This is a genomic window from Nocardioides sp. JQ2195 (assembly GCF_012272695.1).
GTDB lineage: Bacteria > Actinomycetota > Actinomycetes > Propionibacteriales > Nocardioidaceae > Nocardioides.
In genome coordinates, this window is record NZ_CP050902.1 from 295,765 (window position 1) to 316,499 (window position 20,735).

General features: G+C 69.2%; 16 protein-coding genes. 11 read left to right on the forward strand and 5 right to left on the reverse strand.

Annotated features, from left to right (window positions below; translation table 11 throughout):
* Positions 1-11 precede the first annotated feature (11 nt).
* Positions 12-740: a class I SAM-dependent methyltransferase gene (locus tag ncot_RS01375; protein WP_168615991.1), complete on the forward strand. Its 729-nt coding sequence runs from the start codon at positions 12-14 to the stop codon at positions 738-740.
* A 33-nt stretch (positions 741-773) separates the two neighbouring features.
* Here the strand turns inward: ncot_RS01375 and ncot_RS01380 are convergent, their stop codons facing one another.
* A complete protein-coding gene (locus ncot_RS01380) occupies positions 774-1,268 on the reverse strand; it encodes a hypothetical protein (RefSeq protein ID WP_168615992.1) in 495 nt (164 codons plus the stop codon).
* A 118-nt stretch (positions 1,269-1,386) separates the two neighbouring features.
* Entirely contained in the window at positions 1,387-3,168 is a 1,782-nt protein-coding gene (locus ncot_RS01385; protein ID WP_168615993.1) for a PxKF domain-containing protein, read from the reverse strand.
* 387 nt (positions 3,169-3,555) lie between these two features.
* Here ncot_RS01385 and dnaK point away from each other — a divergent pair, with 387 nt between their 5' ends.
* The 9 genes from dnaK to ncot_RS01430 all read left to right on the forward strand — a co-directional run bounded on the left by dnaK (position 3,556) and on the right by ncot_RS01430 (position 14,556).
* Positions 3,556-5,418 (forward strand): molecular chaperone DnaK, encoded by a 1,863-nt coding sequence (gene dnaK, locus ncot_RS01390; protein ID WP_168615994.1) that lies wholly within the window; start codon positions 3,556-3,558, stop codon positions 5,416-5,418.
* Positions 5,415-5,996 (forward strand): nucleotide exchange factor GrpE, encoded by a 582-nt coding sequence (gene grpE, locus ncot_RS01395; RefSeq protein ID WP_240938016.1) that lies wholly within the window; start codon positions 5,415-5,417, stop codon positions 5,994-5,996. Before dnaK ends, grpE begins: the two co-directional genes overlap by 4 nt.
* Before the next feature lie 22 nt (positions 5,997-6,018).
* A complete protein-coding gene (gene dnaJ / locus ncot_RS01400) occupies positions 6,019-7,149 on the forward strand; it encodes a molecular chaperone DnaJ (protein ID WP_168615995.1) in 1,131 nt (376 codons plus the stop codon).
* Between the two features lie 2 nt (positions 7,150-7,151).
* Positions 7,152-7,571, forward strand: coding sequence for a MerR family transcriptional regulator (locus ncot_RS01405; RefSeq protein ID WP_168615996.1), 420 nt, complete (start codon positions 7,152-7,154; stop codon positions 7,569-7,571).
* Between the two features lie 48 nt (positions 7,572-7,619).
* Positions 7,620-8,234 carry a TetR/AcrR family transcriptional regulator gene (locus ncot_RS01410; protein ID WP_168615997.1) on the forward strand — a complete coding sequence of 205 codons (615 nt, stop codon included), beginning with the start codon at positions 7,620-7,622 and terminating at the stop codon, positions 8,232-8,234.
* A gap of 257 nt (positions 8,235-8,491) precedes the next feature.
* Positions 8,492-9,832: a hypothetical protein gene (locus ncot_RS01415; protein ID WP_240938017.1), complete on the forward strand. Its 1,341-nt coding sequence runs from the start codon at positions 8,492-8,494 to the stop codon at positions 9,830-9,832.
* On the forward strand, positions 9,829-10,734 hold the full coding sequence (locus ncot_RS19415; RefSeq protein ID WP_206065076.1) for an Abi-alpha family protein: 906 nt from the start codon (positions 9,829-9,831) through the stop codon (positions 10,732-10,734). The genes ncot_RS01415 and ncot_RS19415 overlap by 4 nt, the downstream gene beginning before the upstream one ends.
* A gap of 152 nt (positions 10,735-10,886) precedes the next feature.
* Positions 10,887-13,475 carry an ATP-dependent chaperone ClpB gene (gene clpB, locus ncot_RS01425; RefSeq protein ID WP_168615999.1) on the forward strand — a complete coding sequence of 863 codons (2,589 nt, stop codon included), beginning with the start codon at positions 10,887-10,889 and terminating at the stop codon, positions 13,473-13,475.
* A 34-nt stretch (positions 13,476-13,509) separates the two neighbouring features.
* A complete protein-coding gene (locus ncot_RS01430) occupies positions 13,510-14,556 on the forward strand; it encodes a proline-rich domain-containing protein (RefSeq protein ID WP_168616000.1) in 1,047 nt (348 codons plus the stop codon).
* A gap of 50 nt (positions 14,557-14,606) precedes the next feature.
* Here the strand turns inward: ncot_RS01430 and ncot_RS01435 are convergent, their stop codons facing one another.
* Positions 14,607-15,770: a pyridoxal phosphate-dependent aminotransferase gene (locus ncot_RS01435; protein ID WP_168616001.1), complete on the reverse strand. Its 1,164-nt coding sequence runs from the start codon at positions 15,768-15,770 to the stop codon at positions 14,607-14,609.
* Between the two features lie 31 nt (positions 15,771-15,801).
* Between ncot_RS01435 and ncot_RS01440 the strand changes: the two genes are divergently transcribed.
* Complete coding sequence (locus ncot_RS01440) at positions 15,802-16,482, forward strand: class E sortase (protein ID WP_168616002.1); 681 nt, start codon at positions 15,802-15,804, stop codon at positions 16,480-16,482.
* On the opposite strand, the gene ncot_RS01445 is transcribed toward ncot_RS01440, so the two are convergent.
* A complete protein-coding gene (locus ncot_RS01445) occupies positions 16,472-17,152 on the reverse strand; it encodes a VTT domain-containing protein (RefSeq protein WP_240938018.1) in 681 nt (226 codons plus the stop codon). The two genes, ncot_RS01440 and ncot_RS01445, sit on opposite strands and share 11 nt — an antisense overlap.
* Before the next feature lie 84 nt (positions 17,153-17,236).
* Complete coding sequence (locus tag ncot_RS01450) at positions 17,237-20,284, reverse strand: LPXTG cell wall anchor domain-containing protein (protein ID WP_168616004.1); 3,048 nt, start codon at positions 20,282-20,284, stop codon at positions 17,237-17,239.
* Positions 20,285-20,735 lie beyond the last annotated feature (451 nt).

Here is a 20,735-nt window from a genome sequence, read left to right on the forward strand (position 1 = left end):
CGGAAGGTCACATGAACCGCCACCAATTCCTCGCCGGCCTGCACGAAGCGGTCCGACCCCGCACCTACCTGGAGACCGGGGTCCAGACGGGACAGAGCCTGCAGCTGAGCCGCGTGCCCAGCATCGGCATCGACCCGGCCTTCACCATCAACCGTGAGATCCAGGCCGACGTGCACCTGGCGCGCACCACCAGCGACGAGTTCTTCGCCCGTGAGGACCCGCTGGCCCACCTGCCGATCCCGATCGTCGACCTGGCGTTCATCGACGGCATGCACCTCGCCGAGTACGCGCTGCGCGACTTCATCGCCGTGGAGCGGTTCACCACGCCGGCGTCGGTGATGCTCTTCGACGACACCCTGCCGCTGAACGTCCTCATGGCGAACCGCAAGCGCGAGTCGGGCTCCTGGACCGGGGACGTCTACAAGGCGACGCAGGCCCTGCGCGACCTGCGTCCCGACCTGGTGGTCATCGACCTCGACACCGCGCTGACCGGCACCACCCTGGTCCTGTGCCCGGACGCTTCGCGCGGCGGCGCGCTCGAGGGGTACGACGACTGGGTCGAGTCGGCCATCACGCCCGACCCGCAGCCGGTCCCCGAGGCCATCCTCGGCCGGACGAACGCCCTCGACCCGGAGCGGGTCCTGGCCAGTGCCGGATGGAGGAACCTGGTGGAGCTGCGCAGCGCCGGTCGCGCCGACGCCGCCGCGATCCGGGCGGGCTTCAGCGACGTCCTGGGCTGATCAGCCGCTGGTCAGCCGCTGGTCAGCCGCTGGTCAGCCGCGGAGGCGGCGTACCTGCCGACGCAGCTGCTCGGCACGCTTCTCGGGCAGCACGGAGACGACCTTGCGGGCCACCGACCGGGCCGCTCCGACGGGCTGCGCGTCCTGGATCTCCACTCGGTTGGAGTCGGGCAGTCGCGACGGGCCGGGATTCCTGCCCCAGAGCAGGACGACCGGCCGCTTGGGCCCCTGCACGAGGAGTCGTGCCTCCACCCTGACCCGTGGGCCGGCGTCAGACTTGAGCGCGATCCGCCACGTGCCGCGGAGGTTCCCCGGCGCCAGGGTGGCCACGAGCCGGCGCCCGGACTCGTCCTCGACCAGCTGCGCCGGCGCCTTGAGCTTGCGCTGGTCCTGGCGCAGCACCAGCACGGGGTTCTCACCGATCGGCGACTGCGGGTCGGCCAGCACGATCTCGACCTGGCCGTTCCGGCGGCGGGCGTAGCTGTCGACGAGGTCGATGACAGCTGCAGGGGGCCGAGAGTTGCCCATTCAGACTCCTAGGGTGCGTCGCGTGGTCAGCTCTCAACCTAACGGATCGAGGCGGCCCCGCCGTGGGTGCGGTGACGATCGTGATCGGCGCACTCCGGGCGGGGCCTTCCCGCTCAGATCACTTGATCTTGAAGCGGGCGCTGATCGACGAGCCGTCGAGGGTGGTCACCGTTGCCGTGTAGCAGCTGCCGGCGCCGGTCGGCGTCTTCCAGTTCTGGATGAACTGGCCGCCGGTTGCGTCGTAGCGCAGCGACGTGCCACCGGTGGAGACGATCTCGATCGAGTCCTCGGTGCTGATGCCCGAGGTGCAGCTCACCTTCGCGGTCCGGAACCCGGCGATCGCCGAGGTGTCGGTCAGCTCGGTCGGACCGACGAGAACCTCGAACTTCAGCGGCACGGTGCTGCCACCCTTGACCGTGTTCCAGACGCCGCTCATGTCGACCGGTCGCTGGAACCCGTCGAGGGTCCAGGCGAGCACCTCGTAGCCGAGCGTCGCGGTGGAGGTGTTGCCGGCCAGGTCCGTCGCGGTGGCGGTCCAGGTGTGCGTGCCGACCGACGTACCGCCGCCGGAGACCACGCACGAGGCCAGGCCCGACAGGGCGTCCGAGGACTCGCAGGTCGGAGCGGTCAGGTCGTCGCCGTAGTAGATGTCGTCCTCCGGCCCACCGACGAAGGTCGGCACCGCCGGGGCGGTCCTGTCGAGCTTCACGGCCACCTCCGTGCCGGCGCTGGTGTTGCCGGCGAGGTCGGTGCAGGTGCCCGTGACGGTGCGGCCGGCAGTCTCCTCGGTGACCGGGACGTCGGCAGTGCAGCCGGCGACGCCGCTGGGGCCTTCGTCGCCGTTGTCGCTGAAGCTGACCACGAGGTCGGTGTTGTTCCAGCCGGCCGCGTTCGGGGCAGGTGAGAGGGTGCCCGCGGGGGCTGCCGGCGCCGATCCGTCACGCTGGATGCTGACGGTCTGCTCCGCCGACGCCCCGCCGGCGCTGGTGGCCGAGCACGCGTAGTCGGTGAGCGACTGGTCGCTGGTGACCGCCTGGTCGACACAGCCGGTCGTGACGACCGAGCTCGGTGACTCCGGCTCGGAGACGTGCCACGTGAGGCTGACGTCACCGCGGTACCAGCCGTGGTCGCCGTCCGGCTCGGCCGGGTCCAGCGTGTAGGTGATGACGGGCGCGCTGGCGTCGACGACGGAGTACGTCTCGGAGGCCGAGGCCTGGAGCCCTCCCGCGTCGGTGTGGTCGCAGGATGCGGTCTGGGTGCCGATGCCGTCGACGGCGTACTCACCCGTGACCGCGCTGAGGGTGGCCGGGAACGACGACGGGCCGTCCTCGGCGTCGGTGACCTCACAGGTGGCAGCCGGTACGGAGCCCTTGGCGTAGGAGGCTCCACCGTCGACGCCGGCGACCTCGACGGTCGGTGCGGTGTTGGACGGGCCGGCCACGTTGACGGTGAAGGTCGCGGGCGCGAGGTTGAAGCTGCCCTGGCCCGAGCTGGCCACCTCGGCGGCGGAGACGGTGGCCGAACCGGTCGCCACCGGGTGGACGGTCAGCGCCTTGGTGTCACCGCACGAGGTGAAGGTGACCGAGGACGGACTGACGGTCGCGACCGAGGTGTCCGAGGAGGTCACCGAGAGTGTGAGGGTGGTCTGGCCGGTCAGGTTGCAGCCGTTGTTGCCGTCGCCGTTGCGGGGCTGCAGGTAGAGCGTGGTGGTGCCGTCGGTGCCGACGTTGAGCGGCATCACCTCGGCAGCCGCGTCGATGGTGGCGTCGAGGTCGTTGTGGATGTCGTCAGCTGTCGCGACCCCGTTCAGGGCCAGTGCGGCGGACATGGTGAGCGCGGTCAGGGCCGACGCGCGGACGAGCCGCCTCCGGCCGAGGTTTCGTTTCTTCGTGACCCGCATGCGGAGCCCACTTCCTTGAGCTGGATACCCCCTGGCATGACCCCCACCCGAGCCCCCGGAGGAACTGTGCACAGCGACCCCCGCTGGAGGAGGGCTGCCCCCGATGCTGTCGGGCGCCTCACGGCGACGCGGAGGATTCCGCGCGACGTGATCCGGAAATGCCCCGAAAGGGCTGGTCCAGACAACCGATCGGGGAAGCGCCGATCGATGGACGGGAATAGCCGGTGTCCGTGCTCCGTTGGGACCAGTGAACAAACTTGAGTTGAATCGACTCAACTTATTTGCCACACTTCCTGCGGGTCACGCAGGATGGGACCACACAGACTCCCCGGAAGGTCCGACACGGGCGCCCGGGACCACCTGAAACACACACCGGAGGTACACCCCATGGCACGAGCAGTCGGCATCGACCTCGGAACGACGAACTCCGTCGTCGCCGTCCTCGAAGGTGGCGAGCCCACCGTCATCGCGAACGCAGAAGGCGCCCGCACCACCCCGTCGGTGGTGGCCTTCGCCAAGTCCGGCGAGGTCCTCGTCGGCGAGGTCGCCAAGCGCCAGGCGGTCACGAACGTCGACCGCACCATCCGCTCCGTCAAGCGCCACATGGGCACTGACTGGAAGCAGACCATCGACGACAAGGACTTCACGCCGCAGCAGATCTCGGCATTCATCCTCCAGAAGCTCAAGCGCGACGCCGAGGCCTACCTCGGTGAGACCGTCACCGACGCCGTGATCACGGTTCCGGCGTACTTCTCCGACGCGCAGCGCCAGGCCACCAAGGAAGCCGGCGAGATCGCCGGCCTCAACGTCTCGCGCATCGTCAACGAGCCGACCGCCGCCGCGCTGGCCTACGGCCTCGACAAGGGTGACGACCAGACCATCCTCGTCTTCGACCTCGGTGGCGGCACGTTCGACGTGTCCCTCCTCGAGATCGGTGAGGGCGTCGTCGAGGTCAAGGCCACCTCCGGTGACAACCACCTCGGTGGTGACGACTGGGACAACAAGGTCGTCGAGTGGATGGTCGGCAAGTTCAAGGCCAACAACGGCGTCGACCTGGGCGCCGACAAGATCGCCAAGCAGCGTCTGCAGGAGGCCGCGGAGAAGGCGAAGATCGAGCTGTCCAGCTCGAGCGAGACGCAGATCCACCTGCCCTACATCACGCACGGCGAGTCCGGCCCGCTGCACTTCGAGGAGAAGCTGACCCGCAGCGAGTTCCAGAAGCTCACCGCCGACCTGCTCGAGCGCACCAAGGCGCCGTTCCAGTCGGTGCTCAAGGACGGTGGCGTCGCCGTCGCCAACATCGACCACGTGGTCCTCGTCGGCGGCTCGACCCGCATGCCGGCCGTGACCGAGGTCGTGACCGACCTCCTCGGCGGCAAGCAGCCCAACAAGGGCGTCAACCCGGACGAGGTCGTGGCCGTCGGTGCCGCACTGCAGGCCGGCGTCCTCAAGGGCGAGGTCAAGGACGTCCTGCTCCTCGACGTCACCCCGCTCTCCCTCGGCATCGAGACCAAGGGCGGCGTGATGACCAACCTCATCGACCGCAACACCACCATCCCGACCAAGCGCTCGGAGATCTTCACCACCGCTGACGACAACCAGCCCTCCGTGGAGATCAAGGTCGCCCAGGGGGAGCGCCAGATGTGGGCGCAGAACCAGCCCCTCGGCAACTTCGAGCTGACCGGTCTTCCGCCGGCCCCGCGTGGCGTGCCGAAGATCGAGGTGACCTTCGACATCGACGCGAACGGCATCGTGCACGTCTCCGCGAAGGACCACGCGTCCGGCCGCGAGCAGTCGATGACGATCTCCGGTGGCTCGGCGTTGAGCAAGGAAGAGATCGACCGGATGGTCAAGGACGCCGAGCAGTACGCCGACGAGGACCGCAAGCGCAAGGAGGCCGTCGAGGCGCGCAACCAGGCCGACGGCCTGGTCTACACGACCGAGAAGTTCCTGGCCGAGAACGGCGAGAAGATCCCGGACGACGTGAAGACCGAGGTCCAAGCCGACGTCGACGCGCTCAAGGCCACCCTGGAGAACGACGAGGCCTCCGCCGAGGAGCTCACCGCCGGGGTCACCAAGCTGGGTGAGTCCAGCCAGAAGATGGGTGCGGCGATGTATGCCTCCGCCGAGGCGGATGCTGCCGCGGCCGGCGGTGCCACGGGTGCCACCGGTGAGGCCGACGACGACGTCGTCGACGCCGAGATCGTCGACGAGGAGCCGGCCGACGGCGCCGAGGGTGAGTCCAAGTGACCCAGTCCCCCGACGAGCAGTTCCCTGACGGCGAGCCCGCCAAGGACCCGGTCCCGGAGGAACCAGTCGCCGAGGAGCCGGTCGAGCCCGACGTCGAACCCGATGTCGAGCCCGACCCGGCCGACGACGAGCTGACGGTGGCCCGGATGGCGTTGGAGGAGAGGACCCTCGACCTGCAGCGCCTGCAGGCCGAGTTCCTCAACTACAAGCGCCGCGTCGATCGTGACCGCGAGCTGATCAAGGAGAATGCGACCTTCGCCGCGCTCGCCCCGATCACCGAGGTGCTCGACAACATCGACCGGGCCCGCCAGCACGGACCGCTCGAGGACGGCTTCCGCTCCATCGCGGAGCAGCTCGAGCGGGTCGTGGCCGGGCAGGGCCTGGTGCGCTACGGCGCCCCGGGTGACGCCTTCGACCCGACCATCCACGACGCCCTCTCCCACCTGGGGGAGGACGCCGAGGTGGAGGTCACCACCGTCAAGGTGGTGGCCAAGGGCGGCTACAAGATCGGTGACCGCGTCGTCCAGGCAGCCCAGGTGCTGGTGGTCGACCCGGTCACCGGCTCGACAGAAGACTGACTGACGGACGGGAGGTGCGCGCATGAGCGGCAAGGCTGACTGGGCAACCAAGGACTACTACAAGGAGCTCGGAGTCTCCAAGGACGCAAGCGCCGAGGAGATCAAGAAGGCCTACCGTCGCCTTGCGCGCGCCAACCACCCGGACTCCAACCCGGGTGACACCGCCAAGCACGAGAAGTTCAAGACGATCGCCGAGGCCTACGACGTCATCGGCGACCCGGAGGAACGCAAGCAGTACGACCAGATCCGCAGCGCCCCCGTCGGCGGGTTCGGCGGCCAGGGTGGCTTCGACGTCAGTGACCTCTTCGGACAGCGGGGCGGAGGAGCGGGCCAGGGCGGCCTGGGTGACATGTTCGGCGACCTCTTCGGTGGTGGCCGAGCCCGTCAGCCGCGGCCCCAGCGCGGCTCCGACGTCGAGAGCTCGGCGACGATCAGCTTCGTCGACGCGATCGACGGCGTGACCATCAGCCTGCGGCTGACCAGCGACGCCCCGTGCGTCTCCTGCCGGGGCACCGGAGGCAAGCCGGGCACCAAGCCACACATCTGCATGGTCTGTGAGGGGGCAGGCATGGTGGCCTCGACCTCGGGCGGGGCCTTCACCCTCAACGAGACCTGTCCCGCGTGCGGTGGCCGGCAGCTCGTCTACGACGACCCGTGCCCCACGTGCGGTGGCTCGGGGCGGGGCATGTCCGCCCGCTCCATCCAGGCCCGCATCCCAGCGGGTGTGAAGGACGGCCAGAAGATCCGCCTGCGGGGCAAGGGATCGCCCGGTGAGAACGGCGGGCCCAACGGCGACCTCTTCGTCACGGTGAAGGTCAGTCCGCACCGCCTGTTCGGCCGCAAGGGTGATCACCTGACGCTGGAGGTGCCGGTCGGCTTCGACGAGGCCGCGCTCGGCGCCGAGATCAAGGTGCCCACGCTCAAGCACGGCCCCGTCACCCTCAAGATTCCTGCTGGCACTCCCAACGGACGCACCTTCCGCGTGCGCGGCAAGGGGGCCAGGAAGGCTGACGGCACCAATGGTGACCTGCTGGTCACCGTCGAGGTGCAGGTGCCGGCGGTCCTGGACCAGCCCTCGCGCGAGGCGGTGCAGGCCTATCGTGAGGCCATGGCCGGCAAGCCGTTGCGGGCCAAGCTCTTCGAGGAGTCCTGAGCATGGTCACCCCGGACCCCACCATCGGCGTCTACGTGATCAGTGTGGCCGCCGAGCTGGCCGGCCTGCACCCCCAGACGCTGCGCACCTACGAGCGGATGGGCCTGATCACTCCACGGCGCACGGGTGGTGGCGGGCGGCGCTACTCGCACCACGACATCGAGCAGCTGCGGGCGATCTCCGACCTGACCTCCCACGGCATCGGCATCGAGGGGGTACGCCGCATCCTCGACCTCGAGAACCAGGTGCTGGCGCTGTCCCAGCGCAATGAAGAGCTGGTGGCCGAGGTCGACGGCCTGCGCCAGGCACTGCGTGCGGTGGCCAGTGGCGCCCGGCCGGTGGCAGCCGCGAACCTGCCGGCGCTGCGCTCGTCGTCCGCCGGCCAGATGGTGGTCTGGCGTCGCGGTGGCAGCTCCCGCTGAGCGAGAGTCGAATGCGTTGACTTTTTTCTCCTGATGTAAAGTTCTTGTATGAGTCAGGACCGTCCGGAGTCCTTCAAGGACAAGGTGCACGAGCTGCTCCGCAGCTCGATCCTCGACGCGGCGTGGATCCGCGCCGCCGAGGTCTCCTGGAGCCAGGTGCGCATCGCCGACATCGCCGACGACGTGGGTGTGAGTCGCCAGACGATCTACAACGAGTTCGGCACCAAGGACCAGCTCTCCCTGGCGCTCTTCCAACGTGAGCTCGATCGGTTCCTCCTGGAGCTCAAGGTCCACCTCGGCGAGGCGGCGACCTTCCACGAGGCGATCGGCAACTCGATGAACTGGATGCTCGACGAGATCTCCGGTCACAAGGTCCTGGCCCGGATGGTGCGCGACGCGCGCAGTGGCTCCAACGACGGGCTGCTCCCGATCCTGACCGTTCGTGCCGACTTCATCATCGTGCCGGTCCGCGAGAAGGTGACCGAGTTCGCCCTGGAGCGGTGGCCGGACGCCGACCGGGCCTCCTGCGAGGTGGTGATCGACCTGTTCTCCCGGTTCGTCATCGGGCAGATCATCACCCCCACCGATCTCGACCGCGAGGCGATGGTCGCGGCGATGATCACCATGGCCACCCACTACACGGCTGGCCAGCACTCGTCCTGAGGCAGGCTCCGGCGACGTCGGGGTCCTCGCCGCCGGCCTCGTGCTCGCTCTGCTGGTGCCGCTCGTCGTCTCGAGCTGTCCCGCCGGGGCTCGGATCGACGGGCTGCGGTTGTCCTCGATCGGCATCCTCCCGTCCACGGGCCGGGTGCCGATGAGTCAGCGCGGAACCAGACGGCGAGATCGTCGTTGCACCTCCCGACGGGCCGGTATCGTCAGCGATCGGCAAGCGGCCCGGGACGCGAGAGGTGGTGGCGACGGTGCTCGACGCACTGGGTGACCACCTCGGCCAGGTGGACTGGTTCCTCCAGGAGCTCGACGAGCCGATGGAGTGGTTCGCCATGCTCTCGATCCCGGTGTTCACCGCGGTGATCGGCTGGCTGATCAACTGGACCGGGCTGATCATGCTGTTCCACCCGATCCACTTCCACGGCTTCCGGATCCGCGGCATGGCGGAGCTGGCCCGGCTCGCCCCCCGCAAGCTGCAGGAGGTCCCCGGGATCCTCCAGGGCGGCGTCGGGTGGCAGGGAATCGTCCCCGCACGCGCCGCCAAGATGGGCAGCATCGCGGTCGACAAGGCGATCGCCAAGCTCGGCACGCCGGCAGAGTTCTACCAGCAGCTCGAGCCCGACCAGATCGCCGAGCACATCGTGAAGATCTTCACCCCGGAGATCCCCGACCTGGTCGACCAGGTCATGCGCGAGTCCAACCCCGGGCTGTGGCGCGACCTGCCTCGTCCGGCGAAGCGCGCGGTCATTGCCCGGGTGCAGGCCCAGCTGCCGTCCGTCGTGAAGACGGTGACCGACGAGATCGGCACGCACATCGACCAGCTCCTCGATCCCAAGATCATGGTGATCGACCACTTCAGGAAGCACCCCGACCTCGTCGTGCGTGTCTTCAAGGACGTGGGCCAGAAGGAGCTCAACATGATGGTGAACTTCGGGTTCATCTTCGGGTTCCTGCTCGGTCTCCCGGTCGCCTTCGCCGACCACTGGTTCCACCAGTGGTGGCTGCTCCCCGTGCTCGGCATCGGCGTCGGCTGGATCACCAACGCGCTGGGCATGTGGCTGATCTTCGAGCCGACCGTGCCGACGAAGAAGCTCGGCATCACCTTCCAGGGGCTGTTCCTGCGGCGGCAGAACGAGGCGGCCGAGGTCTACGCCCAGATCATCGCGGACGACGTCATCACGCTGGAGCGCATCGGTGACTTCCTGCTCGACGGCCCACGGGGTGACCGCACGCGGCAGATGCTGGCGGTGGCGCTGGGGCCGGCGATCGATCGTGCTGCCGGACCCACCCTGGGTGCGGCGAAGGTCGTGATCGGCTCCGGCAACTATCGGCGGATCCGCGAGTCGTTCGCGAACGAGGCCGTCGGTCGGACCCTGACGCCGTTCAAGGACCCGGAGTTCAGCAAGCGGCAGTCCGACCGCATCCGCACCCTGGTCGCCGACCGCACCAAGGAGCTCCACCCCGACGACTTCGTGGAGATGATGCGCTCGGCGATCAAGGAGGACGAGTGGATGCTCTACGCCCACGGCGCGATCATGGGACTGGCCGGTGGGTTCATCCACCTGGCAATCTTCGGAGTAGGTGGCGGATGACTGACAACAGATTGCCCGGGCGAGACGAGTCCGGTCCGCACGACGACCAGCGTGATGCCCTCGACGCGATTCCCGGCCTGGTCAGGCTGGCCGCGTCGTCGTGGGTGCGCACCGCGGAGTGGAGCGTCGTGGCAGGAATCCGCACCGGGCGACGGGTGCTGAAGGCGGCGACCGATCCGCAGACGGCCGTCGAGCTCGCCCAGGGCGCCGCGACGGCCTCGGGCCTCGTGGCCGATCTCGCCAAGGCGGTCAGCTCCGGCTCGTCCGTGCCCCAGGCGATCCAGCAGGTCAGCGCCTCACTCTCGAACGGTTCAGCCGCCAAGGCCGTCGAGGTACGCCGCGAGCAGCGCCAGCACGAGAGCACCGACCTCCAGAGCTCACTGCGGGAGCAGGGCGCCCGTCTCCTCGAGCGTTCGCGCGACGTGTGGAGCAACGACGAGGGTCACCCGGCGTACGCCCGGATCCTGACGGAGCTGGCGCCCGACGAGGGACGCATCCTGATGCTGCTGCTCAACCAGGGTCCGCAGCCCATGGTCGACGTACGCACCGGGGGTGCCGTCGGCATGGTGAGCTCGACGCTGGTCGCTCCCGGCCTGAACATGATCGGCCCGCGATCGGGTGCGCGCTACCTCGACCACGTGCCCTCCTACCTGAACAACCTGTTCCGGCTGGGACTGATCTGGTTCTCGAAGGAACAGCTCAGGGACCCGCTGGAGTACCAGGTGGTCGAGGCACAACCCGACGTGCTCAACGCGATGCACTCGGTGCGTGCCGCCAAGATCGTGCGGCGCAGTGTTCACCTCACCCCGTTCGGTGAGGACTTCTGCCGCACCTGTCTCCTCGACGACGAGGTCGAGGTGGACGAGCTGCCCCAGCACCAGGCGCCACACGACCTGGACTGAGCCAGCCGCAAGCAGTCATGGGGAAGTCCGCCATCCTCGGGGCTGCAGAAATTTCCCAAAGTTGAGTGGAATGGACTCAACTCCTGGCGCGTTGAGAGGTGTGACGGACACACTGGGTGCCGTCACCATCACGTCAGAGGGGATCGCTGCCGATGAGCCAGTTCGGTGCCGAGAAGTTCACCACCCGCAGCCGCGAGGCGATCGAGGCTGCCCAGCTGTCGGCGACCACCGCCGGCAACACCCAGACCGACCCGGTGCACCTGTTGGTGGCGCTGCTGCGCGACCACGAGGGAACCGCACGCAACCTGGTCACCAAGGCGGGGGTCGACGTCGATGCCCTGGCCGCTCGCGCCGAGCAGGCGATGGCGGCGCTGCCGAGCGCCAGCGGCGCGACGGTGCAGCAGCCCGGCGCCTCGGCCGCCCTGACCCGGGTGCTGGCGGGGGCGATGGATCTCGCGAGCTCGATGAAGGACGACTTCACCGCCACCGAGCACCTGCTGATCAGCCTGGCGAGCGTCGAGAGCGGGGCCCGCACCCTGCTCTCCGACGCCGGACTGACCGAGAAGGGCCTGCGTGAGGGGTTGACCGCGGTCCGCGGCAACCGCCGGGTGACCAGCCAGGACGCCGAGTCGACCTACGAGTCCCTCGAGAAGTACTCCATCGACCTGACCAAGGCTGCCGAGGACGGCCGGCTCGACCCCGTCATCGGCCGGGACGCCGAGATCCGCCGCGTCGTCCAGGTGCTGTCACGACGGACCAAGAACAACCCGGTGCTCATCGGTGAGCCCGGTGTCGGGAAGACCGCGGTCGTCGAGGGCCTGGCCCAGCGCGTGGTGGCCGGCGACGTGCCCGACTCGCTCAAGGGTCGTCGCGTGCTCAGCCTCGACCTGGCCGCGATGGTGGCGGGTGCGAAGTACCGCGGCGAGTTCGAGGAACGGCTCAAGGCGGTGCTCGAGGAGATCAAGGACGCCGGTGGCCAGGTGGTCACCTTCATCGACGAGCTGCACACGGTCGTCGGCGCCGGTGGCACCGGGGACGGGTCGATGGACGCCGGCAACATGCTCAAGCCGATGCTGGCGCGCGGTGAGCTGCACATGATCGGCGCCACGACGCTCGACGAGTACCGCGAGAACATCGAGAAGGACCCGGCCCTGGAGCGACGCTTCCAGCAGGTCTTCGTCGGTGAACCCAGCGTCGAGGACACCATCCAGATCCTGCGCGGCATCCAGGAGAAGTACGAAGCGCACCACGGGGTCCGCATCACCGACGCGGCGCTGGTGGCCGCGGCCACGCTGAGTGACCGCTACATCACCGGCCGGCAGCTGCCCGACAAGGCGATCGACCTGATCGACGAGGCCTCGTCGCGCCTGCGCATGGAGCGCGAGTCGTCCCCGGAGGAGATCGACCAGCTCCGTCGGTCGGTCGACCGGCTCAAGATGGAGGAGTTCGCGCTCGCCAAGGAGACGGACGACGCCTCGAAGGAGCGGCTCGAGAAGCTGCGCGTCGAGCTGGCCGACCAGGAGGAGGAGCTGCGCGGCCTGGAGTCACGTTGGGAGCAGGAGAAGTCGTCCCTCGAGGGCGAGGGTGAGCTGCGCAAGCAGCTCGACCAGCTCCGCATCGACGCCGACCGGCTGGTCCGCGAGGGTGACCTTGCCGCGGCCAGCGAGATCAACTACGCCCGCATCCCTGCTCTCGAGAAGCAGATCAGTGCCCTCGAGGAGGCGGAGAAGAGCCCGGTCGAGCCGCTGGTCGGGGAGGAGGTGGGCGCCGAGCAGATCGCCGACGTGGTCGAGGCCTGGACCGGCATCCCCACCGGCCGGATGCTGCAGGGCGAGACCTCGCGCCTGCTCGAGATGGAGGCCGAGATCGGCCAACGCCTGATCGGCCAGAACGATGCGGTGAGCGCAGTGTCCGATGCGGTACGCCGCTCGCGTGCCGGTGTCGCTGACCCCAACCGGCCCACCGGGTCCTTCCTGTTCCTCGGCCCGACCGGGACCGGGAAGACCGAGCTGGCCAAGTCGCTGGCCGACTTCCTCTTCGACGACGAGCGGGCGATGATCCGCATCGACATGAGCGAGTACTCCGAGAAGCACTCGGTCTCGCGACTGGTCGGCGCGCCTCCCGGCTACGTCGGCTACGACGAGGGGGGCCAGCTCACCGAGGCCGTGCGGCGACGCCCCTACTCGGTGGTGCTGCTCGACGAGGTGGAGAAGGCCCACCCCGAGGTCTTCGACATCTTGTTGCAGGTGCTCGACGACGGTCGGCTGACCGACGGGCAGGGTCGCACGGTCGACTTCCGCAACACGCTGCTGATCCTCACCAGCAACCTGGGCTCGAACTTCCTCGTGGACCCGGCGCTGTCCCCGGAGGTGAAGCACGAGTCGGTGATGGGCGTCGTGCGCGGGCACTTCAAGCCCGAGTTCCTGAACCGGCTCGACGAGATCGTCATGTTCGAGGCGTTGTCCAAGGATGCGTTGGGCCACATCGTCGAGCTGCAGCTGGCGCTGCTGGAGCAGCGACTCGCGGTGCGCCGGATCACGATCACCGTCACCGACGAGGCGAAGGCGTGGTTGGCCGACAAGGGCTACGACCCGGCCTACGGCGCCCGGCCGCTGCGACGGCTGATCCAGACCACCATCGGGGACCCGCTCGCGCGGCTGCTGATCGGCGGTCAGGTCGCCGACGGCGGGTCGGTGACGGTCGGGCTCCGCGACGACGAGCTCACATTGGCTGCCGACTGATCGCCGGCTGGGTCGCCCTGAGACACTGGGGCGCATGACGGACAGCAAGGCGCCCGCTCGCCCGCCTCAAGTGACCATGGCCGGATGGGTGACGGTCGTCGGGTCGCTGTTCATGCTCGTCAACGTCTTCGGCGTGGTGTCGAGGTTGCGCTCCCTCGACACCCGCGAGAACGTCACGGACGCGTTGTCGCGGGACCCGCTGAAGGGAACCGGCATCGACCTCGAGCAGGCGCTGTCGCTGATGCACGGCACGGCGCTGGTGGCCGGCGCGACCGCGGCAGCCGCGGCGATCCTCGGCTGGTTCGTGCTGCAGCGCAACCACCACGCGCGCGTGGCGCTGAGCGTGATCGCGCTGCCGCTGTTCTTCTCGGGGCTGGTCGCCGGGGGGTTCGTCTCCTCGATGATCGCGGTCTCGGTCGTGATCCTGTGGGGACGGCCCGCGCGTGACTGGTTCAACGGCGTCACCCCGCCCGAGCGCCCGCAGCGCGTGGCGCCCCCGGAGCAGGGTGACGCACCCTGGCAGGCGCCGACCCCGCCTCCTGAGCAGGGGCCGCGGGCCTTCGAGGGATTCGGCTCGAAGCCGGTCGAGCAGCCCGGACCGGTGGCGCAGCGACCCACCCCGGGCGCTGGTCGCCCCCGGGAGGTCGTCCAGGCCTGCGCGTTCACGTGGGCGATGTGCGGCACCGCCGTCCTCGGCCTGCTGATGGTCCTGGTCGGCTTCGCGCTGTCGCCGGAGCTGGTCAAGGAGGTCTACGAGAGTGACTCCCGCTTCGCGGAGTCCGACATCAGTCTCTCGGCCCTGCGCACGGCCGCGATCGTGGTCTCGATCGTCTTCGCGCTCTGGTCGGTCGCGGCCATGGTGGTGGCGTGGTTCGCCTTCAGGGGAGCCGGCTGGGCGCGCATCCTGCTGATCGTCTCGGCCGCCGTGGCCGCAGCCTTCAGCCTGGCCACGGCGATCTCCTCGCCACCGATGCTGGTGGTCACCGGCGTTGCCGTGTTCACGGTCGTGCGGTTGACGCAACCGCCCTCCGTCGCCTGGTTCGCCGAGAAGGACCGGGAGCGCCGCGAAGCCCGCAGGTAGTCGCGGCCGGTAGGCGCGGCCAGTAGGGACGGCCGGTCGGAGGTGGTCGCTCAGGCGAGGAGGTCTGCCGCGACGAGTCGCTCGATGCCGGCCTCGATCACCTCGGGCTCCTTGCAGAACGCCCACCTGACCAGGTGGCGCCCGGCCTCGAGGTCGTCGTAGAACGCCTGCGCGGGGATCGCCACCACCCCGGCCCGCTCGGGGAGCGCACGGCAGAACGTGTCACCGTCGGGCCAGCCGAGGCGGCGCACGTCGGTGGCTACGAAGTAGGTGCCCTCCGGGACCCGGACGTCGACGTCGAGCTGCGCGAGCCCCGCGCAGAGCTGGTCGCGCCGTCCCTGCAGTGACCGGGTCAGCTCCTCGTAGAACGCCGACTCCTCGTCGAGGGCGTGGGCGACGGCGGACTGCAGCGGGGTGCCGCTCGAGAACGACAACCACTGCTTGGCGCCGAGGACGGCCGTCACCAGCTCTGCCGGGCCCGTGGCCCAGCCGATCTTCCACCCGGTGAAGGAGAACATCTTGCCGGCGCTGGAGAGGGTGACCGTGCGCTCGAACATCCCGGGCAGGGTGGCCAGCGGGACGTGCACGTGGTCGTCGAAGACGAGGTGCTCGTAGACCTCGTCGGTGACCACCAGCAGGTCGTGCTCGATCGCGACGTCGGCGATCCCCTGCAGCTCGTCGCGGGTCAGCACGGACCCGGTGGGGTTGTGCGGGGTGTTGACCAGCAGCAGCTTGGTGCGCTCGGTGATCGCCGCCCGCAGCTCGTCGACGTCGAGCCGGAAGTCGGGCGCGCGCAGGGTGACCGGTCGCCGTACGCCGCCGGCGAAGGCGATCATCGCAAGGTAGGAGTCGTAGTAGGGCTCCAGCACGACGACTTCGTCGCCCGGGTCGACAAGGGCCAGCAGCGCCGCGGCGATGCCCTCGGTGGCGCCGGTCGTGACCACCACCTCGCGGGCCGGATCCAGCTCGATGCCGTAGTGGCGGGCCTGGTGGGCGGCGATCGCCTCTCGCAGGGGGAGGGTGCCGATGCCCGGGGCGTACTGGTTCTCGCCGGCCCGCAGCGCGACCACCGCCCGCTCGACCACCGAGGCGGGTCCGTCGACGTCGGGAAAGCCCTGGCCGAGGTTGATCGCGCCGGTCTGCATCGCCAGCGCGGACATCTCGGTGAAGATGGTGGTCGGGATGCCGTCGAGCCGTTTCGCTGTGCTTGCCATGCTGCCGAGGGTAGTCGGGCAGAATCGGAGCATGGCCGCACCGGACCCCGGGACGAAGCCGCGCCACCGCACCTCGTGGTGGCTCGGCCTCGTGCTGGTGCTGGCCGGACTCGCCGTCCTCGGCTGGGTGGCGTGGCAGTTCTGGGGCACCAACTGGGTGGCGCACCGCACCCAGGAGCGCATCGTCGGTGAGGTCGAGAAGAAGTGGGAGGCGGACGGCGCCGACGTGGTCCGGGTCCCCGAGGGCGACGTGGAGGCCCTGGTCAGGATCCCGAGGTTCGGTGACGACTACTCCGTCCCCGTGCTCGAAGGCACCTCCGACGACGTGCTCGCTGCCGGTCTCGGCCACTTCGAGGACTCCGCCGGTCCGGGACGCAAGGGCAACTACGCCCTGGCGGGACACCGGATCACGCACGGCGAGCCGCTGCGGGGGATGCCCGACCTCGAGGTGGGCGACGAGGTCATCGTGCAGACCCGCAGCACGACCTACACCTATGTGCTGACCTCTGCCGGTGCCGACCTGGAGGTGCCGTTCACCGCCGGATGGGTGGTCGACCCCCTTCCGGTGAACCCCGACCGCGGGGGCGTGCAACCCGACCAGCGCGAGGGCCAACGGCTGATCACCCTGACCACGTGTGCGGAGCTGTTCCACACCGACCAGCGGCTGGTCGCCTTCGGGGTGCTGGAGAAGGCGGAACCGGTCAGTCGTTGACCTCGTCGATGGCCGCGGCGGCCTCCTTGCGGTGCCGCCACCACTCGAAGACCATCGGCAGCACCGAGATCGCCACGATCACCAGGATCGCCGCCTCGATGTTGTGCTGGAGGAACTCGATGCCGCCGAGGAAGTAGCCCAGCAGGGTGATCCCCGTGGCCCACAGGACGGCACCGATCGCGGACCACAGGAAGAAGTGCCGGCGGTCCATCCTGCCGACCCCGGCGACCAGGGTGATGAAGGTGCGCACGATGGGCACGAACCGGCCCAGCACCAACGCCTTGGCGCCGTGCTTCTCGAAGAAGAGCTCGGTCTTGGTGAAGTGCTCCTGCTTCAGGAACCGGCCGCGGTGCTCGTAGACCTTGGGCCCGATGGCTCGACCGATCTCGTAGCCGGTGATGTTGCCGAGCAGGGCAGCCAGGGACAGCAGCACGCAGGCCACCACGATGTTGACGTCGATGCCGGCCTCGCCCGCCCCGGCGCGATGGATGAACAGCCCGACGCTGAACAGCAGGGAGTCCCCGGGCAGGATCGGGAAGAGCAGCCCGCACTCCACGAAGACGATCAGGATGCTGACCCAGAACATCTCCTGGCCGAACTTGTCGAGCAGCCACTCGGGGTCCATCCAGTCCAGGCCCAGGAGCAGCGGGTGCAGGAGATCGGTGATCACGGGCGCAACCCTACTGGCGTGAAACAGCGGCCCGCGCCGCATGGGGGACATTTTGGCGCAGGCCGCTGGGTCTGTGGTGGTGGGTCAGGCGCGACGCCTCCGGTTCCGGAACATCAGCCAGGCCCCGAAGGTCAGGTACAGGCCGCCCAGGACGGCGTACATGCCGGACCCGGACGGTGCGCCCGTGTTGGGCAGGATCGCGTCAGGCGTGCTCGGCTTCGCCTGCGGCTTCGGTCCTTCCTCGGGGCCTTCCCCGGGGTCGTCCGCGGGTGCCGGGCCGGCACACGCGCTGGTCGCCTGCGGGTACGCCACCGTGGTGGTGAACTCCGGGTTCACCTGGAAGCGGACCTCGACTCCCTCACGAGTCCACGCGTAGTTGCCGGTGGTCTCCGAGTAGGTGCCGTCCGGGTTGCGCACCCATCCCGGCCAACCCGCCGGGTCGACCGAGGCGCCCGGCCACAGCAGCTCACCCGCGAGCGGCTGGCCGGTGACGACGTAGTCGCGTCCGTCCGGGTTGACGAACGTGATCGTCATGTCCGTCGGTCCCACGTAGTCGTCCGGAAGGGTCATCGCGTAGCTGAGGTAGGGGATGTCCCCCACGCAGACCGAGCTGATGGAACCGGGCAGCAGCGAGCAGTCCAGGCCGGCGTCCGGTGAGGGCGCGAACCTCTGCTCCGTGACCCCGGGACCGAAGAACATCCCGTTGGTCGCGGTGGCGACCGCTTCGCCGGTGCTGGGGTCGACGGACCACTCGATGTCGTCCTGGACCGGGAAGTCCGCCCACCTGATGTTGTCGCTCGTGGCGTCGGTGTTGCACGGGTCGATCTCGGTCGGTTCTGCCTCGAGTGCGATGACGCAGTCCCCGGTCGCCGCCTCGACCACGATGTCGTCGTACGTCGTGGTGGTCGACTCGGTGCCTGCGTCGTCGAACACGTGGCCGGCGTCGGCGGTGTAGACCACGTCGTAGGAGCCGGGGCCGTAGACGGTCTCGTCCACGATGGGATCACCGTTGACGGTGACCGTCGCGTGGGCGGCCGGGGTCACCGTGAGGGTGCCGTCGTCGAAGCAGGTCGGTGGCGTCGGTGCGGGCTCCGCCGGGACGTCCAGGCAGGTCGTGGCGGCAGCGATGTCGACGTGGAAGCTCCAGTCGGCGTCGGTGTCCTCGTAGCCGGGGAGGGCGGTCGCGGTCAGCGTTCCGGACAGCGGGCCGTCATGCGTTCCGGGCGCGATGGTGTCGCCGTCGAGGGCGTAGGTGATGCCCTCGGTGTCGGGGACGGTGAGCGTCCCCTGGACGTCGCACGCGCTCGACTGGGTGACCACCGGGTCGACCGGGGCGGCGCACTTGATGCCGTTGTCGGCGGGCAGTGAGTACCGCTTCTCGGTCACCCCGTTGCTGAAGGACATGCCGTTGATCGCGGTGGCGATGGCCTCACCGGTGCTGGCGTCGACGGACCACACGATGTTGTCGAGCGTCGGGAAGGGCGCCCACTCCACGTTGTCGACGACCACGTCCGGGTTGCAGGTGTCGGTCGAGTCGGGCTGGGCCGGGACGTCGATGACGCAGTCCCCGGTGGCCGCCTCGACCACGATGTCGTCGTACGTCGTGGTGGTCGACTCGGTGCCTGCGTCGTCGAACACGTGGCCGGCGTCGGCGGTGTAGACCACGTCGTAGGAACCGGGACCGAACATGGTCGCCGACGTGATCGTGGTGCCGTTGACGGTGACCGTCGCGTGGTCACGGATCTCCACCGTGAGGTAGCCGTCGTCGTAGCAGGTCGGTGCGGTCACGATCGGCTCAGCCGGGACGTCCAGGCAGGTCGTGGCCGCGGCGAACGAGTGCTCGAAGGTCGCGGTTCCGTCCGGGTGGATGGTCCAGCCCGGAGCAGGGGAGAAGGCGAAGAACACGTCGGGGGTCGCGGTGATGGTGACCGTCGTCGCCTCGGTGCCACTGGCTGCCGGCGAGATCGCGTAGCTGACGTGGTCGGTGTCCCCGATGGCGATCGACCACGGGGTGTCGCAGGCGGTGCTGGGCGTGATCGTCGGCGCGGCGAGGTCGACCGTGACGATGCACGGCACGTCCGTGGTGGGGACGTAGGTGACCGTGTAGGTCGCCTCGTTGCCCGGGAACACGTTCGGCGGCACGGCGGTGAACGTCGCAGTGCCGTCACCGTTGTCGACGCCGGTGTACTGGGACGAATGCGAGAGGGTGACCGAGTCGTCCGCAGTGCCGCACGGGTCGCTGACCTGGACCGTCGGCAGGTCGTCGATCACGACCGGACAGCTCGACAGCTGGCTGAAGGTGTGGCTGAAGGAGATGGTCTCGGTCGGTGCCCCGCTGCCGTTGAGGAAGCGGTACGGCGAGACGGCGGTCCAGGTCACCGTGAAGGTCCCGCCCGGCTCGAGACTGCCGGAGGTGGAGACGGTGGCCCGATCAGCCGGGTAGGCGGGCAGCTGGTAGGAACCGAGCGGGTCGGCGCAGGTCGGTTCGGTCCACGTCGGCGGCGCCGGCGGGTCGATCAGCACCGGGCAGTCGTCCTTGCTCGGCTTCGAGGCCTGGCCGGTGTCGAACGAGTAGACGTAGGTGAGGCCCTGGGCGTCCTCGAAGCCCCAGGTCCCGGGGATGCGGTTGCTGTTGTAGGCGACGGAGTTGACGGTCTGTGCCTTCTCGTTGTCCTCCGGGGTGCTGGAGTACTTGCAGATCCAGACCTTGGACTCCGGGCCGTCCGTCGTCGGCGCGAGCGCGGCCTCGGTGGTGCTGGTGGACTTCGCGGGGGCCGGCTTCGTCTCCGGCGTGGGCTGCTCGTCAGCGGGTTCGCCGGCCTTGGGCTCCGCGGCCTTGGGTTCCTCGGGTGTCGGCGCCTCTTCCGCCGGCTCTTCCGCCGGCTCGGCCGCCGGCTCGGCCGACGTCGGGGCCTGGGTCTCTGGTTCGGCCGGTGTGTCGGGTGCAGGGACCGCGTCATCGGCGGGTGCCGACGGGCTCGCAGACGTCGTTCCATCGGGTGGAGACCATTCGCCGTCGGCAGCAGCCGGTCCGGCCAGGCCCGCGACTGCGGCGAGCGAGATCAGGAGCACGGCGGCCATCCTGGCCAAGAGCTGGCGGAAGGACGACGCGCGACGGTACGCGGAATGCATGGACACTGGATCCCCCATGGATCTGGCCCGAGCACGCTCCACCGAGGCGCTGCCCATGCGTTTTTTCCGTCGCGTCGAGCCCCCGAGTGCCTGCCGTGACGAATCAACACGCAAGCCGCATCCCCATTGGACGTGCGCGGTTACGTTGTTGCTCGCGGCGCTGTGCCTCGAGCTGTCTGATTCGTCAGACTGATCTGCGGTCCCCCCGGCATGGCCGGCGCTTCACAATCGTGTGTGTTCGCCTGTCACCACCGATACCCACCCGTGGTGCCATTGGCCAACACGGTAGGCGTCCGGCGCTGATCTGGCACCACAAACGCCGTCCAGGCCAGGAAGATGGCACGAACGGGCCATTCTGGAACGGCCCGTCTGTGTGCTGCAACCACCCGCCTGTCCCGTAACTTTCCCGGGCGCGTGACGGGAGTTCTCCACTGGTGCTGGCGTTACGGTT